Genomic DNA, 15963 nt, shown 5'->3' with positions numbered 1-15963 from the left:
AACCATAAGTGGCCGTTACCTAGATAACGGATATACACCCAAACCCCAGCCATAAAAAAAGGCACGACCCTCACAGGTCGCACCCTCTTCACAAGCCCAAGAGCTGTCAGCTACCCAAAGCCTTGGAAGCCAACCAGAACAACCCGGCCGAAAGGCCCACAGTCGCCGGCAGCGTCAACACCCAAGCCATCAGAATGGTCTTGACGGTGCCACCTTGCAGCCCGCTCTTGTTCGCCACCATGGTCCCCGCCACACCCGAAGACAACACATGGGTCGTGGAAACCGGCAAGCTGAAGATATTGGCCAAGCCAATCATGCTGGCCGTGGTGATCTGCGCCGACATACCCTGGGCATACGTCATGCCCTGCTTGCCGATCTTCTCACCAATGGTCAGCACCACACGCTTCCAGCCCACCATGGTGCCCAGGCCCAAGGCCAGTGCCACCGCCAGGATCACCCAGAACGGCGCGTACTCGGTGGTCGCCGTCAGGTCCTTGCGCAACTTGTCCAGGTCCGACTTCTCACGCGCATCCAGGCCTGGCAACTTGCCCACCTTCTTCGCGGTGTCATCCAGGCACAACAGATAACGACGCACTTCAATCCGGTGCTCGGCGGTCAACGAATGGTAGTCAGAGACACCTTTCAAGGTCCCCAGCAGGGCGTTGATCGTCGGTTCAGTCTGCTGCGGATTGCACTGGAACTTGCCCGGCAAATCGTCTTTCACGCTTTTGCCCAGGGCCAGGAACTCACCGAGGGTTTCTTGATTGCGCTGGTAGAACTGATTCAAGTGCAGCGTGGCGTCGCGGGTGCGCTCGATCTGGTAAGTGGTGCTGCCCAGGTCCAGTACGAACTGCGCCGGCACGATACCGATCAGTACCAGCATGATCAGGCCAATACCTTTCTGCCCGTCGTTGGAGCCGTGCACGAAGCTCACGGCCATCGCCGAAATCACCAGGACCAGGCGGTTCCAGAACGGCGGGTGCTTCTTGTCGTCGAGCTTGCGGCGCTGATCCGGTGTCTTGTGCATCTTCGACAGCGGGCGCCACCATTTCAGGCCCAGCAGCACCAGGGCGGCAACCACGAAACCAGCCATCGGCGAGAACACCAGCGAAGCGCCGATATCGATCGCTTTCTGCCAGTTGACGCCGTCAGCCAGGGGAATGTCGTTGATCAGGGCGTTGGCCAGGCCGACACCGAGGATCGAACCGATCAGGGTGTGGGAACTGGACGCCGGGATCCCGAAATACCAGGTGCCGAGGTTCCAGGTGATCGCCGCTGCCAATAATGAGAAGACCATGGCCAGACCGTGGCCGGTGTTCACATTGATCAGCAACTCCACCGGCAGCAAGTGCACGATGGCATACGCAACACCGACCCCACCGAGCAACACGCCGAGGAAGTTGAACACCCCGGAGAAGAACACGGCCAGATGCGGAGGCATGGCTTTGGTATAGATGACTGTGGCAACCGCGTTAGCGGTGTCATGAAAGCCATTGATGAACTCGAAGGCGAGGACAAAGGCCAGGGCGAGCAACAGGCTCACTAGAACCCAAGCATCCAGTCCGCTGAATAAATCGATCATGAAGGTTTTCTGACCCGGTCGTAAGGGGGCGCGATTATGCCAGAAAACATCGGTAATCAATGCACTAGCTGCTCATCGGTAACATTCTTCAACGAAAAAAAATGGGGGGGAGGCGTGCATCCCGGTGTTTTCGGGGCTTTGGCAAGTGATTGATTTATATGGAGGATCCATCAAATTCGCGGGATAAAGCGCCGGAAGGGAATAACTGAAACAATCGTATGAAATTTCGCTAAGGCCACATAACGGGCTTCCCTCCACCAGCGTGGTACTGGCAGAGAGATGGCACCTTTGGAAGCTCAACCCGAAACGCTTATGGCTCTTCGGCTTTGAGGTCCTGTTCAATCTTTTGGATTTCCTGGGCAAAGGCCTGGTCGAGCAGGCTGGCTCGTTTGCGCCATGGCTTGCGTTCAGGTTCTGGCTGGGCGGCGTAGGTGGTGACTTCCCCGCCGTAAACATCCTTGTAACGTTGTTCCTGGCGCTCAAGTTCCGCGCGCAGTTCGTCTTTCGTCACATTGTTACCTAATTGAGTTGAGTTTGATTCCGGCGAAACGCGATGCCGGGAAGTCGCCCCCGGTATACCGTCAATCTGAAGATCAGCGTGGGAAGGTATACAGGAAAAACCACTTCTTTATTGCACGCGGCCACGATACCGGAGAAGAGCAGTTGTCGTAGCAACAGTTTTCTTGTCACAGCCACAAGCAGTTGGCAGGCATTCGAAATGTGTGTCAGGTACTTGCGGCGGAGCCTGCACGCAGCCGGTGCACGACTGGGTGAAATCTATCCTCGGGGTCAGGCGAGGCTGGCTCCTGCACAGGATGCATTATAGCCACGCGCTTGAATAACACTATCGCCAACAAGTTAAAAATCGTCAACTTTGTGTGAGGGTTTTGTTACGCAGGTGTGTGGGGTATTTGCTGAACTATTGGCGCCATAAATCGTGCAATGTTCTACAGGCGTTAATCAACCTTAACTTCTCTCGTACATCAGTCGATTCTGAAAGGCACTCAAATGGATGTAGAGGGGTTCCGGCACCGGTCGGCGGTGACAAATTGCGATAATCGAATGACCGTCCGATAATCGCCCAATGTTGGTTGCCCTGCCTTGTGCAGCCATTGCACGGCGGCTTGTAATAGCGGTCACCCTCCCGCAGCGGTTAAAAATAAGAGAAAGGACCCCAAATGAACGATCAATTGCGCAACTCCTTCGCATCAGTGGCGCCGCCGATCGTTGCGTCACCGGCCAAGCGCATCCAGGCGTTTACCGGTGATCCGGATTTCATGACCTCCCTGGCACGCGGCCTGGCCGTGGTGCAGGCATTCCAGGAGCGCAAGCGCCACCTGACCATCGCCCAGATCAGCCACCGCACGGAAATCCCCCGCGCTGCCGTACGCCGTTGCCTGCATACCCTGATCAAACTCGGCTACGCCACCACCGACGGGCGTACCTATTCGCTGTTGCCCAAGGTGCTGACCCTCGGCCACGCTTACCTGTCGTCCACGCCCCTGGCCGTTTCGGCGCAGCCTTACCTGGACCGCATGAGCGAGCAGCTCCACGAGGCGTGCAACATGGCAACCCTGGAAGGTGATGACATCCTCTACATTGCCCGCTCCGCCACCACCCAACGCCTGATTTCCGTCGACCTTTCCGTGGGCGGCCGTCTCCCGGCCTACTGCACCTCCATGGGCCGTATCCTGCTGGCGGCGCTGGATGACGCCTCGCTGCAGGACTACCTCGACCACGCCGACCTGCAAACCAAGACCAGCCGCACCCTCACCACCCCGCAAGCCTTGCTCGAATGCCTGCAGGAAGTGCGGCAGCAGGGCTGGTGCATTGTCGACCAGGAACTGGAGCAAGGGCTGCGTTCCATCGCCGTGCCGGTGTACGACGCTTCGGGCCAGGTCCTGGCGGCACTGAACGTCAGCACCCATGCCGGGCGGGTCAGCCGCAGCGAGCTGGAGCAGCGTTTCCTGCCGAGCATGCTCAGTGCCAGCCAGGAGCTGAGTGCGCAGCTGTTTGCGTAAGCTGTTCGGTGACCGCACAGATCCCGGCTGGATGAATTGACGGTGTTTCCCAAGGCTTATTAATGTGCGGCAGCGCTTCAAGGCGCCGCCCCAATAATAATGACGACTCAAGGTCGTTCGCCCGCCCATCGGTGTGGAAATAAAAATAATGAATCAGCCTTCACCTGCTGTCGGTACTTGCCTGGACGTTCAGTCCTTCATCAACGCCCAGCCGCTGTCGCGGTATCAGTGGCGAGTGGTGATCCTGTGTTTTCTCATCGTCTTCCTCGACGGCCTCGACACGGCCGCCATGGGCTTTATCGCCCCGGCGCTGTCCCAGGACTGGGGCATCGACCGCGCCAGCCTCGGCCCGGTGATGAGCGCCGCGTTGATCGGCATGGTCTTCGGCGCCCTGGGCTCCGGCCCACTCGCCGACCGCTTCGGGCGCAAGGTGGTGCTGGTGGGGGCGGTGCTGGTGTTTGGGGCCTTCAGCCTGGCCTCGGCCTACAGCAGCAACGTCGATCAACTGCTGATCCTGCGCTTCCTCACCGGTCTCGGCCTGGGCGCCGGCATGCCGAACGCCACGACACTGCTCTCCGAATACACCCCGGAACGCCATAAGTCCCTGCTGGTGACCAGCATGTTCTGCGGCTTCAACCTGGGCATGGCCGGTGGCGGGTTTATCTCGGCCAAGCTGATCCCGGCGTATGGCTGGCACAGCCTGCTGATGATCGGCGGCCTGTTGCCGCTGATCCTCGCGGTGGTGCTGCTGTTCTGGCTGCCGGAGTCGGCGCGTTACCTGGTGGTGCGCAATCGCGGCACCGACAAGGTGCGCAAGACCCTGGCGCCTATCGAGCCGGGCATCGTCGCCCAGGCCTCGAGCTTCAGCGTGCCCGAACAGAAAACCGTCAAGGCGCGCAACGTGTTCGCGGTGATCTTCTCCGGCACCTACAGCGCCGGCACCTTGCTGTTGTGGCTGACGTATTTCATGGGCCTGGTGATTGTTTACCTGCTGACCAGTTGGCTGCCGACCCTGATGCGCGACAGCGGCGCCAGCATGGAACAGGCCGCGTTTATCGGTGCGTTGTTCCAGTTTGGCGGCGTATTGAGTGCGGTCGGCGTGGGCTGGGCGATGGACCGGTTCAATCCGCACAAGGTCATCGGCACTTTCTACCTGCTGGCCGGGGTGTTTGCCTACGCGGTGGGGCAGAGCCTGGGCAATATCACGCTGCTGGCGACTCTGGTGTTGATTGCCGGCATGTGTGTCAACGGTGCGCAGTCGGCGATGCCGTCGCTGGCCGCACGTTTCTACCCGACCCAGGGCCGCGCCACGGGCGTGTCGTGGATGCTCGGCATCGGCCGCTTTGGCGCGATCCTCGGGGCGTGGATGGGCGCGACCTTGCTGGGCCTGGGCTGGAACTTCGAACAGGTGCTGACCGCCCTGGTGATCCCGGCGGCATTGGCCACCACCGCGGTGGTGATCAAGGGCAGGGTCAGCCATGCCGACGCTACCTGAAACGGACCGATAGCAAGACAACAATCCGTTCGATAATCGAACACTCAGTCGATTATCGGATTGTTTGGCCCCGACCCCCGGCTTAATCTTCAAGCACTTCGGCGCTGCCTCCAGCGCCTTTTTCGATCAATACCGGGAGCCCACCCCATGGCTGAAATCCTTTCGCTGGCTGATGCGGTAAAGCAGTTCGTGAATGACGGCGACACCGTTGCACTCGAAGGCTTTACTCACCTGATCCCTACGGCGGCAGGTCATGAAATCATTCGTCAGGGCAAGAAAGACCTGACGCTGGTGCGCATGACGCCTGACCTGATCTACGACCAGTTGATCGGTGCCGGCTGTGCACGCAAGCTGATTTTCTCCTGGGGCGGCAACCCGGGCGTGGGTTCCCTGCATCGCCTGCGGGACGCCGTTGAAAAGCAATGGCCGCAACCGCTGGAGATCGAAGAGCACAGCCACGCCGACCTGGCCAATGCCTACGTCGCCGGTGCCTCCGGCCTGCCATTCGCGGTGTTGCGCGCCTACGCCGGTTCCGACCTGCCCAAGGTCAACCCGCTGATCAAGACCGTGACCTGCCCCTTCACCGGCGAAGTGCTGGCGGCCGTGCCGTCGGTGCGCCCGGACATCACCGTGATCCACGCGCAAAAGGCTGACCGCAAGGGCAACGTGCTGCTGTGGGGCATCCTCGGGGTGCAGAAGGAAGCGGCCCTGGCGGCCAAGCGCTGCATCGTTACCGTTGAAGAAATCGTCGACGACCTCAACGCGCCGATGAACGCCTGCGTGCTGCCGACCTGGGCCCTGACTGCCGTGTGCCATGTGCCGGGTGGCGCGCATCCGTCCTACGCCCACGGTTACACCGAGCGTGACAACCGTTTCTACCAGGCCTGGGACCCCATCGCCCGGGACCGTGAGACGTTTACTGCGTGGATCAACGAATACATCCACGGCACCGCCAATTTCAGTGAATTCCAGGCCAAGCTGGCCACCGCGCAGGAGGCCAAATAATGGCTTACTCGACCAACGAAATGATGACCGTCGCCGCCGCGCGCCGCCTGAAGAACGGTTCGGTGTGCTTCGTCGGCATCGGCCTTCCCTCCAAGGCTGCCAACCTGGCGCGCCTGACGTCGTCGCCGGATGTGGTGCTGATCTACGAGTCCGGCCCGATTGGCGCCAAGCCTTCGGTGCTGCCGCTGTCCATCGGTGACGGCGAGCTGGCTGAAACCGCTGACACCGTGGTGCCGACCGGTGAGATTTTTCGCTACTGGCTGCAGGGCGGGCGCATTGACGTCGGCTTCCTCGGCGCGGCCCAGGTCGACCGTTTCGGCAATATCAACACCACCGTGGTCGGTGACTACCACCAGCCCAAAGTGCGCCTGCCAGGTGCCGGTGGCGCACCGGAGATCGCCGGCTCCGCGAAGAGCGTGCTGATCATCCTCAAGCAGTCGGCCCGCTCGTTTGTCGACAAGCTGGACTTCATCACTTCGGTCGGCCACGGCGAAGGCGGTGACTCGCGCAAACGCCTGGGTCTGCCAGGCGCCGGTCCTGTAGGGATTATTACCGACCTGTGCATCATGGAGCCGGAGGAGGGCAGCCACGAATTTGTCGTCACCGCCCTGCACCCCGGCGTGACCCGTGAGCAAGTAGTGGCCGCCACCGGTTGGGCGATTCGTTTTGCCGACCAGGTGACCACCAGCGCCGAACCCACCGAGATTGAACTGACTGCCCTGCGCGACCTTGAGGCACGCACCGCTGCCGCCCACGGCCAAGCCCCCGGAGAAGCCTGATGCGCGACGTATTTATCTGTGACGCCATTCGTACCCCCATCGGCCGTTTTGGCGGTGGCTTGTCCACCGTGCGCGCCGATGACCTGGCGGCACTGCCGATCAAGGCGCTGATGGAGCGCAACCCGTCGGTGGAGTGGAGCGCTGTGGACGAAGTGTTCCTCGGCTGCGCCAACCAGGCCGGCGAAGACAACCGCAACGTGGCGCGCATGGCGGCATTGCTGGCCGGCCTGCCGGAGAGCATCCCCGGCGTCACCCTGAACCGCCTGTGCGCTTCGGGCATGGACGCGATCGGCACGGCCTTCCGCGCCATCGCCAGCGGCGAGATGGAACTGGCGATTGCCGGTGGCGTCGAGTCGATGTCCCGCGCGCCGTTCGTGATGGGCAAGGCCGATGCGGCGTTCTCGCGCAACATGAAGCTGGAAGACACCACCATCGGCTGGCGCTTTATCAATCCGTTGATGAAGGCCCAGTACGGCGTCGACCCGATGCCGCAAACCGCTGACAACGTGGCCGACGACTATAAAGTCTCCCGCGCCGACCAGGACGCCTTCGCCCTGCGCAGCCAACAACGTACGGCCGCTGCACAGGCCGCCGGTTTCTTCGCCGAAGAAATCGTACCGGTGCGCGTCGCCCACAAAAAAGGCGAAACCGTGGTCGAGCACGACGAGCATCCACGGGCCGATACCACCCTGGAAGCGCTGGCCAAACTCAAGCCGGTCAATGGTCCGGAAAAGACCGTCACCGCAGGCAACGCCTCTGGTGTGAACGATGGTGCCGCTGCGCTGATTCTGGCCTCTGCTGAAGCCGTCAAAAAACACGGCCTGACCGCCCGCGCCCGGGTGCTGGGCATGGCCAGCGCCGGTGTGGCGCCGCGTGTGATGGGCATCGGCCCGGTGCCGGCGGTGCGCAAACTGGTGGAGCGCCTGGGCCTGGCGGTAACTGATTTCGATGTGATCGAACTCAACGAAGCCTTCGCCAGCCAGGGCCTGGCCGTGCTGCGCGAGCTGGGGATTGCCGACGACGCACCGCAGGTCAACCCGAACGGCGGCGCGATTGCCCTTGGCCATCCGCTGGGCATGAGCGGTGCGCGCCTGGTACTGACCGCGCTGCATCAGCTGGAAAAAAACGGTGGCAGCAAAGGCCTGGCGACGATGTGCGTCGGTGTGGGCCAAGGCCTGGCCCTGGCGATCGAACGCGTTTGAGACCCACAAGAATAAAGAGGATTGCTCCATGAGTGACAAGCCCGGATACCGGCGCCCGCAAGCGGGTACTCAGCCTGATTACCTGCACCCGGCCTACCAGTCGACGAACCTGCGTTCGCCGTCCAAGCCGTTGGTGTTCCTGCCCCATTCCCTGTCGGAAATCACCGGCCCGACCATCGGCGCCGAGCGCGTCAACGAGAAGGACAACGACCTGACCGCCCAGCACGAAGGCGAGCCCCAGGGCGAACGCATCATCATTCACGGGCGCGTGCTGGATGAAAACGGCCTGCCCGTTCCCGGCATCCTCGTGGAAATCTGGCAGGCCAACGCTGCCGGCCGCTACAACCACAAGCGCGACCAGCACGACGCACCGCTGGACCCGAACTTCACCGGCACCGGGCGTACCGTCACCGATGCCGACGGCTGGTACCAGTTCCAGACCATCAAGCCCGGCGCCTACCCGTGGGGCAATCACCACAACGCGTGGCGCCCGGCGCACATCCACTTCTCGCTGTTCGGCCCGAGTGTGCTGACGCGGTTGGTGACGCAGATGTATTTCCCCGGTGACCCGCTGCTGGCCTACGACCCGATCTACAACTGCGTCCCGGACACGTCCGCCAAGGAACGCCTGATCGCCTCGTTCGATCTGGAAAAAACCATTCCGCACTATGCCCTCGGCTACCGCTGGGACATCGTCCTGCGCGGCCGCGACGCCACGCCGATGGAGAAATGAGATGAGCCTCAACGCGACTACTTCCCACACCGTCGGGCCGTATTACCACATCGGCCTGACCTGGCTGAACCGCGAAGACCTGACCGTTGCGGCCACCCTCGGCGAGCGCGTGGCGATCACCGGGCAGGTGGTGGATGGCAATGGCGATGTGGTCAACGACGCCATGCTGGAAGTCTGGCAGGCCAATGCGGCCGGCAAGTACGACCATCCCGAGGATGAGCAGGACAAACCGGTGGACCCGAACTTCGAAGGCTTTGGCCGGGTGCCGGTGGACGCTGAAGGGCGTTTTCGCTTTACCACCATCAAGCCGGGCAGTGTGCCGGGGTTGAAGGGCACGACCCAGGCGCCGCACCTGGTGGTGCTGGTGTTTGCCCGTGGGCTGGTGAAGCACCTGCTGACGCGGATTTACTTTGACGGTGAAGCGGCGAATGGGGATGACGCGCTGCTGGCGTGTGTGCCGCAGGAGCGCCGCCGCACGTTGATCGCCAAGGCGGATGCTGCGGGTGTGTATCAGTGGAATGTGATTTTGCAGGGCACAGACGAAGAGACGGTGTTCTTCGATTATTGAGTGGGCTGCGGATCTATAGCAGGCAAGCCAGCTCCCACAGGGGAATGCATTCCAAATGTGGGAGCCGGGCTTGCCCGCGATGAGGCCGGCCCAGGCAACAAATATCCAAAAGTCTGCTTGCGGAACATGGTTGTTGCAAAGTATGTCTAGGCTATAACCGTTCCCACTGAGTGAAAAAACATGACAACAAAAACCAGCCACTACACCGGAGAAGAACGCAGCAAAAGGATTTTTGCGATTGTCGGTGCCTCTTCCGGCAACCTCGTCGAATGGTTCGACTTCTACGTCTATGCCTTCTGCGCCATCTATTTCGCCCCGGCGTTTTTCCCGTCGGACGACCCCACCGTGCAACTGCTGAACACCGCCGGCGTGTTCGCCGCCGGCTTCCTGATGCGCCCCATCGGCGGCTGGCTGTTCGGCCGGGTGGCGGATAAACACGGTCGCAAGAATTCCATGATGATCTCGGTGCTGATGATGTGCGCCGGTTCCCTGGTCATCGCCTTTTTGCCCACCTACAAAGACATCGGCGCCTGGGCCCCGGCCCTGCTGTTGGTCGCCCGGTTGTTCCAGGGCCTGTCGGTCGGCGGCGAATACGGCACCACCGCCACCTACATGAGTGAAGTCGCCCTCAAGGGCCAGCGCGGGTTCTTCGCCTCGTTCCAGTACGTGACCCTGATCGGCGGGCAACTGCTGGCGGTGTTGGTGGTGGTGATCCTGCAACAGATCCTCACCGAAGAAGAACTGCGGGCCTGGGGCTGGCGCATTCCGTTTGTGATCGGCGCCATTGCGGCGGTGATCTCCCTGCTGCTGCGTCGCACCCTGAAAGAAACCACCAGCAAGGAAATGCGTGAAGACAAGGACGCCGGCAGCATTGCCGCGCTGTTCCGCGATCACAAGGCGGCGTTTATCACCGTGCTCGGCTACACCGCCGGCGGCTCGCTGATTTTCTACACGTTCACCACCTACATGCAGAAGTACCTGGTGAACACCGCCGGGATGCACGCCAAGACCGCCAGCTACATCATGACCGGCGCGCTGTTCTTCTACATGTGCATGCAGCCGGTGTTCGGCATGCTGGCGGACAAGATTGGCCGCCGTAACTCGATGCTGTGGTTCGGCGCCCTGGGCACGCTGTGCACTGTACCAATCCTGTTGACCCTGAAAACCGTCAGCAGCCCGTTCCTGGCTTTTGTGCTGATCACCCTGGCCCTGGCCATCGTGAGCTTCTACACCTCCATCAGCGGCCTGGTGAAAGCCGAAATGTTCCCGCCACAAGTACGCGCACTGGGCGTGGGCCTGGCGTATGCGGTGGCGAACGCGATCTTCGGTGGTTCGGCGGAATATGTGGCCTTGGGGCTCAAGTCCATGGGCATGGAGAACACCTTCTACTGGTACGTCACGGCGATGATGGCGGTGGCGTTCCTGTTCAGCTTGCGCCTGCCCAAAGAGGCGGCGTATTTGCACCACGATCTGTAACCGGCTGGCGCATGCCCGTTGCCGGGTATGCGCCACCTAGGGATGTGTTATGACGATGCGCACGAGCAACCAACTGTTCGACGCCTACTTCACCGCCAACGGCATGGCCGAAGTGTTCTGCGACCAGGGGCGTTTGCAGGGCATGCTGGATTTCGAAGCGGCGCTGGCCCGGGCTGAGGCTCAGGTCGGGTTGATCCCGCAAGCGGCCGTCGCGCCCATTGCCCAGGCGTGCCTGGCTTCTCTCTACGACGTGGATGCCCTCGGCGAGGCGATTGCCACGGCGGGCAATTCGGCGATTCCGTTGGTCAAGGCCCTCGGCAAGTTGATCGCCAGCGAAGATGCCGGCGCCGAACGTTATGTGCATCTGGGCGCTACCAGCCAGGATGTGATGGACACCGGCCTGGTGCTGCAACTGCGCAGTGCGGTCGAGCTGATCGAACATGATCTGGCGCGGTTGGGTGACATTCTTGCCGCCCAGGCCCAGCGTTACGGGACAACTCCTTTGGCGGGCCGGACCTGGTTGCAACATGCAACGCCGGTCACGCTGGGCATGAAGATCGCCGGTTGGCTCGGCGCAGTCACCCGCAACCGGCAACGTCTCAGTGAGCTCAAGCCGCGTTTGCTGGTGCTGCAATTTGGCGGTGCTTCCGGAACCCTGGCGGCCCTCGGCGAACAGGCGATGCCGGTGGCGCAAGCACTGGCCGCCGAGTTGCAGTTGGGCCTGCCGGAGCAACCCTGGCACACCCAGCGCGATCGCCTGGTGGAGTTTGTCTCGGTGCTCGGTTTGATCGCTGGCAGCCTCGGCAAGCTGGGCCGCGACATCAGCCTGCTGATGCAGACCGAAGCGGCGGAAGTGTTTGAGCCGTCGGCCCCCGGCAAGGGCGGCTCTTCGACCATGCCCCACAAGCGCAACCCGGTGGGCGCTGCCGTGCTGATCAGCGCTGCAACGCGAGTGCCCGGCCTGGTGGCAACGATGTTCAGCGCGATGCCCCAGGAACACGAACGCAGCCTGGGCCTGTGGCACGCCGAATGGGAAACCCTGCCGGAGATTTGCCGGCTGGTATCCGGTGCGTTGCATCAGGCGCTGCTGGTCAGCGAAGGCCTGGAAGTCGACCCCCGGCGCATGGTCCAAAACCTTGATCTGACCCAGGGCCTGGTACTGGCCGAAGCGGTCAGCATCGTCCTCGCCCAGCGCCTGGGCCGCGAAACCGCGCACCATCTGCTGGAACAATGCTGCAAACGCGCCGTCGCCGATGGGCGCCACCTGCGGGCGGTGCTGGGGGATGAACCCCAAGTGACTGCCGAGCTTTCGGCGGCCGAACTCGATCGCCTGCTGGACCCGGCGCACTACCTGGGCCAGGCGCACACCTGGGTCACCCGGGCCGTGGCCGAACATTTTGCTTTGACTGCCTGAGGAGGCTGCTGTGGGATTTGTACAACTCGCCGATGGCGAACTGAACTACCAACTCGATGGCCCCGAAGATGCACCGGTACTGGTGCTGTCCAACTCCCTGGGCACCGACCTGCATATGTGGGACATCCAGATCGAGGCGTTCACCCAGTACTTCCGGGTGCTGCGTTTCGACACCCGCGGCCATGGCAAGTCGCTGGTCACCGAAGGTCCCTACAGCATCGAGCAGTTGGGCCGTGACGTGTTGGCGCTGCTGGATGCGTTGCAGATCGAGCGCGCGCATTTCTGCGGGTTGTCCATGGGCGGCCTGATCGGCCAGTGGCTGGGGATCAACGCGGGTGAGCGTTTGCGCCGGCTGGTGGTGTGCAACACCGCCGCGAAGATCGGCACGCCCGAGATCTGGAACCCGCGGATCGAGATGGTCCTGCGCGACGGTGCGGCCGCGATGGTTGCCCTGCGTGATGCGTCAATTGCCCGCTGGTTCACCGCCGACTTCGCCGAGGCTCATCCTGACCAGGCCAAGCTGATCACCGATATGCTGGCGGCGACTGATCCCCAGGGTTATGCCGCAAACTGCGCGGCCGTGCGCGACGCGGATTTCCGCGAGCAACTGGCGTCGATCAAGGTGCCGACCCTGGTGATCGCAGGCAGCGAAGATGCGGTGACGCCGCCGGCGGGTGGGCACTTTATCCAGGCGCATGTGCAGGGCGCCGAGTATGCCGAGTTCTATGCCGCGCACTTGTCCAACGTGCAAGCCGGTGCGGCGTTCAGCGACCGTGTGCTGGAATTTCTGCTATCGCGCTGAGTATCGCTGAACCCTGTGGCGAGGGAGCTTGCTCCCGTTGGGCTGCGTAGCAGCCCCTGAGCAGCCGCAACCCAACTATTTGTAAAACCCTGCAGCGGCCTCACTGGGGCCGCTGCGCGACCCAACGGGAGCAAGCTCCCTCGCCACAGGTATGTGCCTGTCGTCACCGTTGCATGAGGAGCGTTTTGTGGACGAGAAACAACGTTATGCCGAAGGCCTGCAAGTGCGCCGCGAAGTGCTGGGCGACGCCCACGTCGACCGCAGCCTCAACGCCCTGACCGAGTTCAACAGCGAGTTCCAGGAAATGATAACCCGCCACGCCTGGGGTGATATCTGGACCCGCCCGGGGCTGCCGCGGCATACCCGCAGCCTGATCACCATCGCCATGCTCATCGGCATGAACCGCAGCGAAGAGCTGAAGCTGCACCTGCGAGCCGCCGCGAGCAACGGTGTGACCCGCGCCGAGATCAAGGAAGTGCTGATGCAGAGCGCGATCTATTGCGGGATCCCGGCGGCGAATGCGACGTTTCACTTGGCCGAGTCGGTGTGGGATGAGTTGGGGGTAGAGTCGCGCGTCTAGTGCGAGTCAGCGTCCCACACCCAATTCCACACACCTGGCAGGTGCACCACTTCGTCGGCGCTTTTTACCGTGCGGGCCATGGCGGCTCGCTGCAAGGTTGCCCGGTCGGTGTAGAAAGGCTGTGTGGCGAGGGGCACGCCATTGATATGGGCGCTGTCCAGCAGGATTTGCAGGTATTCCTTCAAGTGCCAGGCGGTGTAGCGGTTGATATCGTGGAAGGTCACCACCACCGGGATCACGCCGTCCACCGTCGGTAATTCGCCTTTGGCGATGCGCTCACGCACCACCGAGAGTTGGCGTATCAGGTTTTCCCGTCGACGCGGGCTGCCGTTGAACACCCAGATCACCCCATCGTTTGCACTCAGGTCGGTCAGCAACACATGCATGCCGTGTTGCTGATAGGCGGCGAAGGTGCGCTTGTCGTAGTTCCAGAACGGCGGGCGTACCAGTGTGGGCGGTTGGCCGGTGATGGCGGTGAGGGTCGACGAACCCAGGCTGAGGTAGTGCTCCAGTTCAGCCGGATTCTGCAAGCGATGGTTGCTGTGCCACGGGGTCGCGGTGTGGAAGCCCAGGATATGGCCGGCCGCGTATTCACGCTCCATGGTCTTGTAGCCCCGGGGGTTGCCGCCGGAGCGGGGCGCCTCGGTCTGCAGGAAGAACACCGCCTTGATCCCCGGCTGTATCGGGTTGTTCGCCAGGTCCGCCATCACCGAACGGCTGGGGTTCATGAAGCCCGAGGCGCTGGGGCCGTCATCGAAGGTCAGCAAAAAACGGATCGGCGCCTCGGTTTTCAGGCGTTGTTCGGTTTGCGGTGTCAGCGCCAGAGGCGGGCCGATGCAACCGCTGAGGCTCAGGGCCAGGGCTAGTGCGGCCGATACGGTGGCGAAGTGTTTCATGGCGGACTCGAATGACATTGGCTGCTGGGGCGGGTCATCCATGACACGCGCGCACCATACAACAAGACTGTCGAGGCTTTACAGCAGGCTTATCGGGTAACTGACGATCAACCGGTTTTCATCAAACTCGTTGTTGTTGTAGTCCCGGCGCATGCTGGAGTTACGCCAGCGCACATTGAGATTCTTCAGCGCTCCGCTCTGCACCACGTAGGCCACTTCACTTTCCCGTCCCCATTCCTTGCCATCGGTCACCGTGCCGCTGTGTACGTTGCTGCCACTGATGTAGCGGTTCATCAGCGTGAGGCCCGGAATACCCAGGGCGGCGAAGTTATAGTCATGGCGTACCTGCCAGGATTTTTCCTGGGCGTTGTCGTAGCTGGCGTTGTAGCTGTCGTTGGCCAGGGTGCCGCCGCTGGTGCCGTTGACGCGCATCCAGGCGCTGTTGCCGGTGAGTTTTTGCAGGCCGACGTAGAACGTGTTGCCGCCGTATCGGGCCGAGAACAGTCCGGACCAGGTCTTGTTGTCGAGGTCACCGGCGCGGGCGCTGCCGTCGTCCTTGCCATAGAAGAACCCGAGGTTGGCGCCCAGGGTCCAGTCGCCCACCGGTTGGCTGTGGATCAGGTTGAGGTATTGCTGGCTGTAGATGTCCTTGAGTTGGGCGTTCCACACACCGATCTGGGTGCGTTTGTCGTTGAAGGCATATTCGCCGCCCTGGAAGTTGAAGCGGTCGGAGGTGAACGCGGTTTTCCCGAACATGGACATGTCGGTCATGCTGCTGTCGTCCCGTGGGCTGTTGGCGCGGAACTGGCCGCCGTACAGGGTCAGGCCGTCGATTTCCTTGGAGGTGATTTGCCCGCCGCGCAGGGTTTGCGGGAGCGAGCGGCCATCGTCCGAACGCAGGATCGGCAGCACCGGCATCCATTCGCCGACTTTCACTTCTGTCTTTGAAACCCGTGCCTTGAACGCCACGCCCAGACGCCCGAATTCATCCGCCGGGCGGCCATCGTGGTCCAGCGGCAACAGCTGGGTGCCACCCGTGCCGCGTCCGCCATCGAGCTTCAATGAGTACAGGCCCAGTACATCCACGCCGAAACCGACGGTGCCCTGGGTGAAGCCGGATTTGGCGTCGAGGATGAAACTTTGCGTCCACTCCTGTGCGCCGCCCTGGGTCTTGCTGGGGTTGGTGTAGTTGCGGTTGAAGAAGAAATTACGCAGGTTTAGGTTGGCGCTGGCGTCTTCCAGGAAGCCGTGTTCTTCAGCGACAACGGGGAGGGCAATGCTGGCGACAGCGGTTGCCAGCAAAAGCCGGCGCGGGTCGAAAGTGCTCATGGTGTCAGACCTGTTGTTATTGGGGTTATGCAGGTGGCGGCCATGGTGCGGGGCGGTGCGGGGGCGATGAAAGTGGGGGAG

General features: G+C 62.1%; 15 protein-coding genes. 11 read left to right on the top strand and 4 right to left on the bottom strand.

Annotated features, from left to right (window positions below):
* Positions 1-106: 106 nt before the first annotated feature.
* Positions 107-1582 (bottom strand): inorganic phosphate transporter, encoded by a 1476-nt coding sequence (locus tag HX818_RS30790; protein WP_003219836.1) that lies wholly within the window; start codon positions 1580-1582, stop codon positions 107-109.
* A 310-nt stretch (positions 1583-1892) separates the two neighbouring features.
* A complete protein-coding gene (locus HX818_RS30785; RefSeq protein ID WP_003219834.1) occupies positions 1893-2093 on the bottom strand; it encodes a hypothetical protein in 201 nt (66 codons plus the stop codon).
* A 667-nt stretch (positions 2094-2760) separates the two neighbouring features.
* Between HX818_RS30785 and pcaR the strand changes: the two genes are divergently transcribed.
* From pcaR to pcaC, 11 genes are all read left to right on the top strand, one after another.
* Positions 2761-3603 (top strand): pca regulon transcriptional regulator PcaR, encoded by an 843-nt coding sequence (gene pcaR / locus HX818_RS30780; RefSeq protein WP_003219833.1) that lies wholly within the window; start codon positions 2761-2763, stop codon positions 3601-3603.
* A 148-nt stretch (positions 3604-3751) separates the two neighbouring features.
* A complete protein-coding gene (locus HX818_RS30775) occupies positions 3752-5098 on the top strand; it encodes an MFS transporter (RefSeq protein ID WP_177021341.1) in 1347 nt (448 codons plus the stop codon).
* Positions 5099-5245: 147 nt separating this feature from the next.
* Positions 5246-6103, top strand: a complete 858-nt coding sequence (locus HX818_RS30770) for a CoA transferase subunit A (RefSeq protein ID WP_003219830.1) — start codon at positions 5246-5248, stop codon at positions 6101-6103.
* Positions 6100-6882: a CoA-transferase subunit beta gene (locus tag HX818_RS30765; protein WP_172834582.1), complete on the top strand. Its 783-nt coding sequence runs from the start codon at positions 6100-6102 to the stop codon at positions 6880-6882. Before HX818_RS30770 ends, HX818_RS30765 begins: the two co-directional genes overlap by 4 nt.
* A complete protein-coding gene (pcaF, locus tag HX818_RS30760) occupies positions 6879-8084 on the top strand; it encodes a 3-oxoadipyl-CoA thiolase (protein ID WP_177021342.1) in 1206 nt (401 codons plus the stop codon). The genes HX818_RS30765 and pcaF overlap by 4 nt, the downstream gene beginning before the upstream one ends.
* 28 nt (positions 8085-8112) lie before the next feature.
* The gene (pcaH, locus tag HX818_RS30755) at positions 8113-8817 is read left to right on the top strand and encodes a protocatechuate 3,4-dioxygenase subunit beta (protein WP_003219824.1); all 705 of its coding nucleotides are present in this window, start codon (positions 8113-8115) and stop codon (positions 8815-8817) included.
* A gap of 1 nt (position 8818) precedes the next feature.
* Positions 8819-9385, top strand: coding sequence for a protocatechuate 3,4-dioxygenase subunit alpha (gene pcaG, locus HX818_RS30750; RefSeq protein ID WP_003219820.1), 567 nt, complete (start codon positions 8819-8821; stop codon positions 9383-9385).
* A gap of 180 nt (positions 9386-9565) precedes the next feature.
* Complete coding sequence (locus tag HX818_RS30745) at positions 9566-10861, top strand: MFS family transporter (protein ID WP_003219818.1); 1296 nt, start codon at positions 9566-9568, stop codon at positions 10859-10861.
* A 49-nt stretch (positions 10862-10910) separates the two neighbouring features.
* A complete protein-coding gene (locus HX818_RS30740) occupies positions 10911-12275 on the top strand; it encodes a 3-carboxy-cis,cis-muconate cycloisomerase (RefSeq protein WP_177021340.1) in 1365 nt (454 codons plus the stop codon).
* A gap of 10 nt (positions 12276-12285) precedes the next feature.
* A complete protein-coding gene (gene pcaD / locus HX818_RS30735; RefSeq protein WP_003219815.1) occupies positions 12286-13077 on the top strand; it encodes a 3-oxoadipate enol-lactonase in 792 nt (263 codons plus the stop codon).
* Positions 13078-13264: 187 nt separating this feature from the next.
* Positions 13265-13657: a 4-carboxymuconolactone decarboxylase gene (gene pcaC / locus HX818_RS30730; RefSeq protein WP_008431145.1), complete on the top strand. Its 393-nt coding sequence runs from the start codon at positions 13265-13267 to the stop codon at positions 13655-13657.
* Here pcaC and HX818_RS30725 read toward each other — a convergent pair.
* The gene (locus tag HX818_RS30725; RefSeq protein ID WP_032898704.1) at positions 13654-14553 is read right to left on the bottom strand and encodes a polysaccharide deacetylase family protein; all 900 of its coding nucleotides are present in this window, start codon (positions 14551-14553) and stop codon (positions 13654-13656) included. The two genes, pcaC and HX818_RS30725, sit on opposite strands and share 4 nt — an antisense overlap.
* Before the next feature lie 78 nt (positions 14554-14631).
* A complete protein-coding gene (locus HX818_RS30720; RefSeq protein ID WP_008431143.1) occupies positions 14632-15882 on the bottom strand; it encodes an OprD family porin in 1251 nt (416 codons plus the stop codon).
* Between the last annotated feature and the right edge of the window lie 81 nt (positions 15883-15963).

It is taken from the genome of Pseudomonas sp. F9001 (genome assembly GCF_013385435.1).
In the GTDB taxonomy this organism is placed as follows: domain Bacteria; phylum Pseudomonadota; class Gammaproteobacteria; order Pseudomonadales; family Pseudomonadaceae; genus Aquipseudomonas.
This window is presented reverse-complemented; position numbering and strand designations above follow the sequence as displayed.

Bases quoted from the DNA above. Each gene is read 5' to 3' on its own strand.
- HX818_RS30720 (WP_008431143.1), bottom strand. From the start codon at position 15,882: ATGAGCACTTTCGACCCGCGCCGGCTTTTGCTGGCAACCGCTGTCGCC.
- pcaR (WP_003219833.1), top strand. From the start codon at position 2,761: ATGAACGATCAATTGCGCAACTCCTTCGCATCAGTGGCGCCGCCGATC.
- HX818_RS30745 (WP_003219818.1), top strand. From the start codon at position 9,566: ATGACAACAAAAACCAGCCACTACACCGGAGAAGAACGCAGCAAAAGG.
- HX818_RS30740 (WP_177021340.1), top strand. From the start codon at position 10,911: ATGACGATGCGCACGAGCAACCAACTGTTCGACGCCTACTTCACCGCC.
- HX818_RS30770 (WP_003219830.1), top strand. From the start codon at position 5,246: ATGGCTGAAATCCTTTCGCTGGCTGATGCGGTAAAGCAGTTCGTGAAT.
- HX818_RS30790 (WP_003219836.1), bottom strand. From the start codon at position 1,582: ATGATCGATTTATTCAGCGGACTGGATGCTTGGGTTCTAGTGAGCCTG.
- pcaG (WP_003219820.1), top strand. From the start codon at position 8,819: ATGAGCCTCAACGCGACTACTTCCCACACCGTCGGGCCGTATTACCAC.
- HX818_RS30725 (WP_032898704.1), bottom strand. From the start codon at position 14,553: ATGAAACACTTCGCCACCGTATCGGCCGCACTAGCCCTGGCCCTGAGC.
- pcaH (WP_003219824.1), top strand. From the start codon at position 8,113: ATGAGTGACAAGCCCGGATACCGGCGCCCGCAAGCGGGTACTCAGCCT.
- HX818_RS30775 (WP_177021341.1), top strand. From the start codon at position 3,752: ATGAATCAGCCTTCACCTGCTGTCGGTACTTGCCTGGACGTTCAGTCC.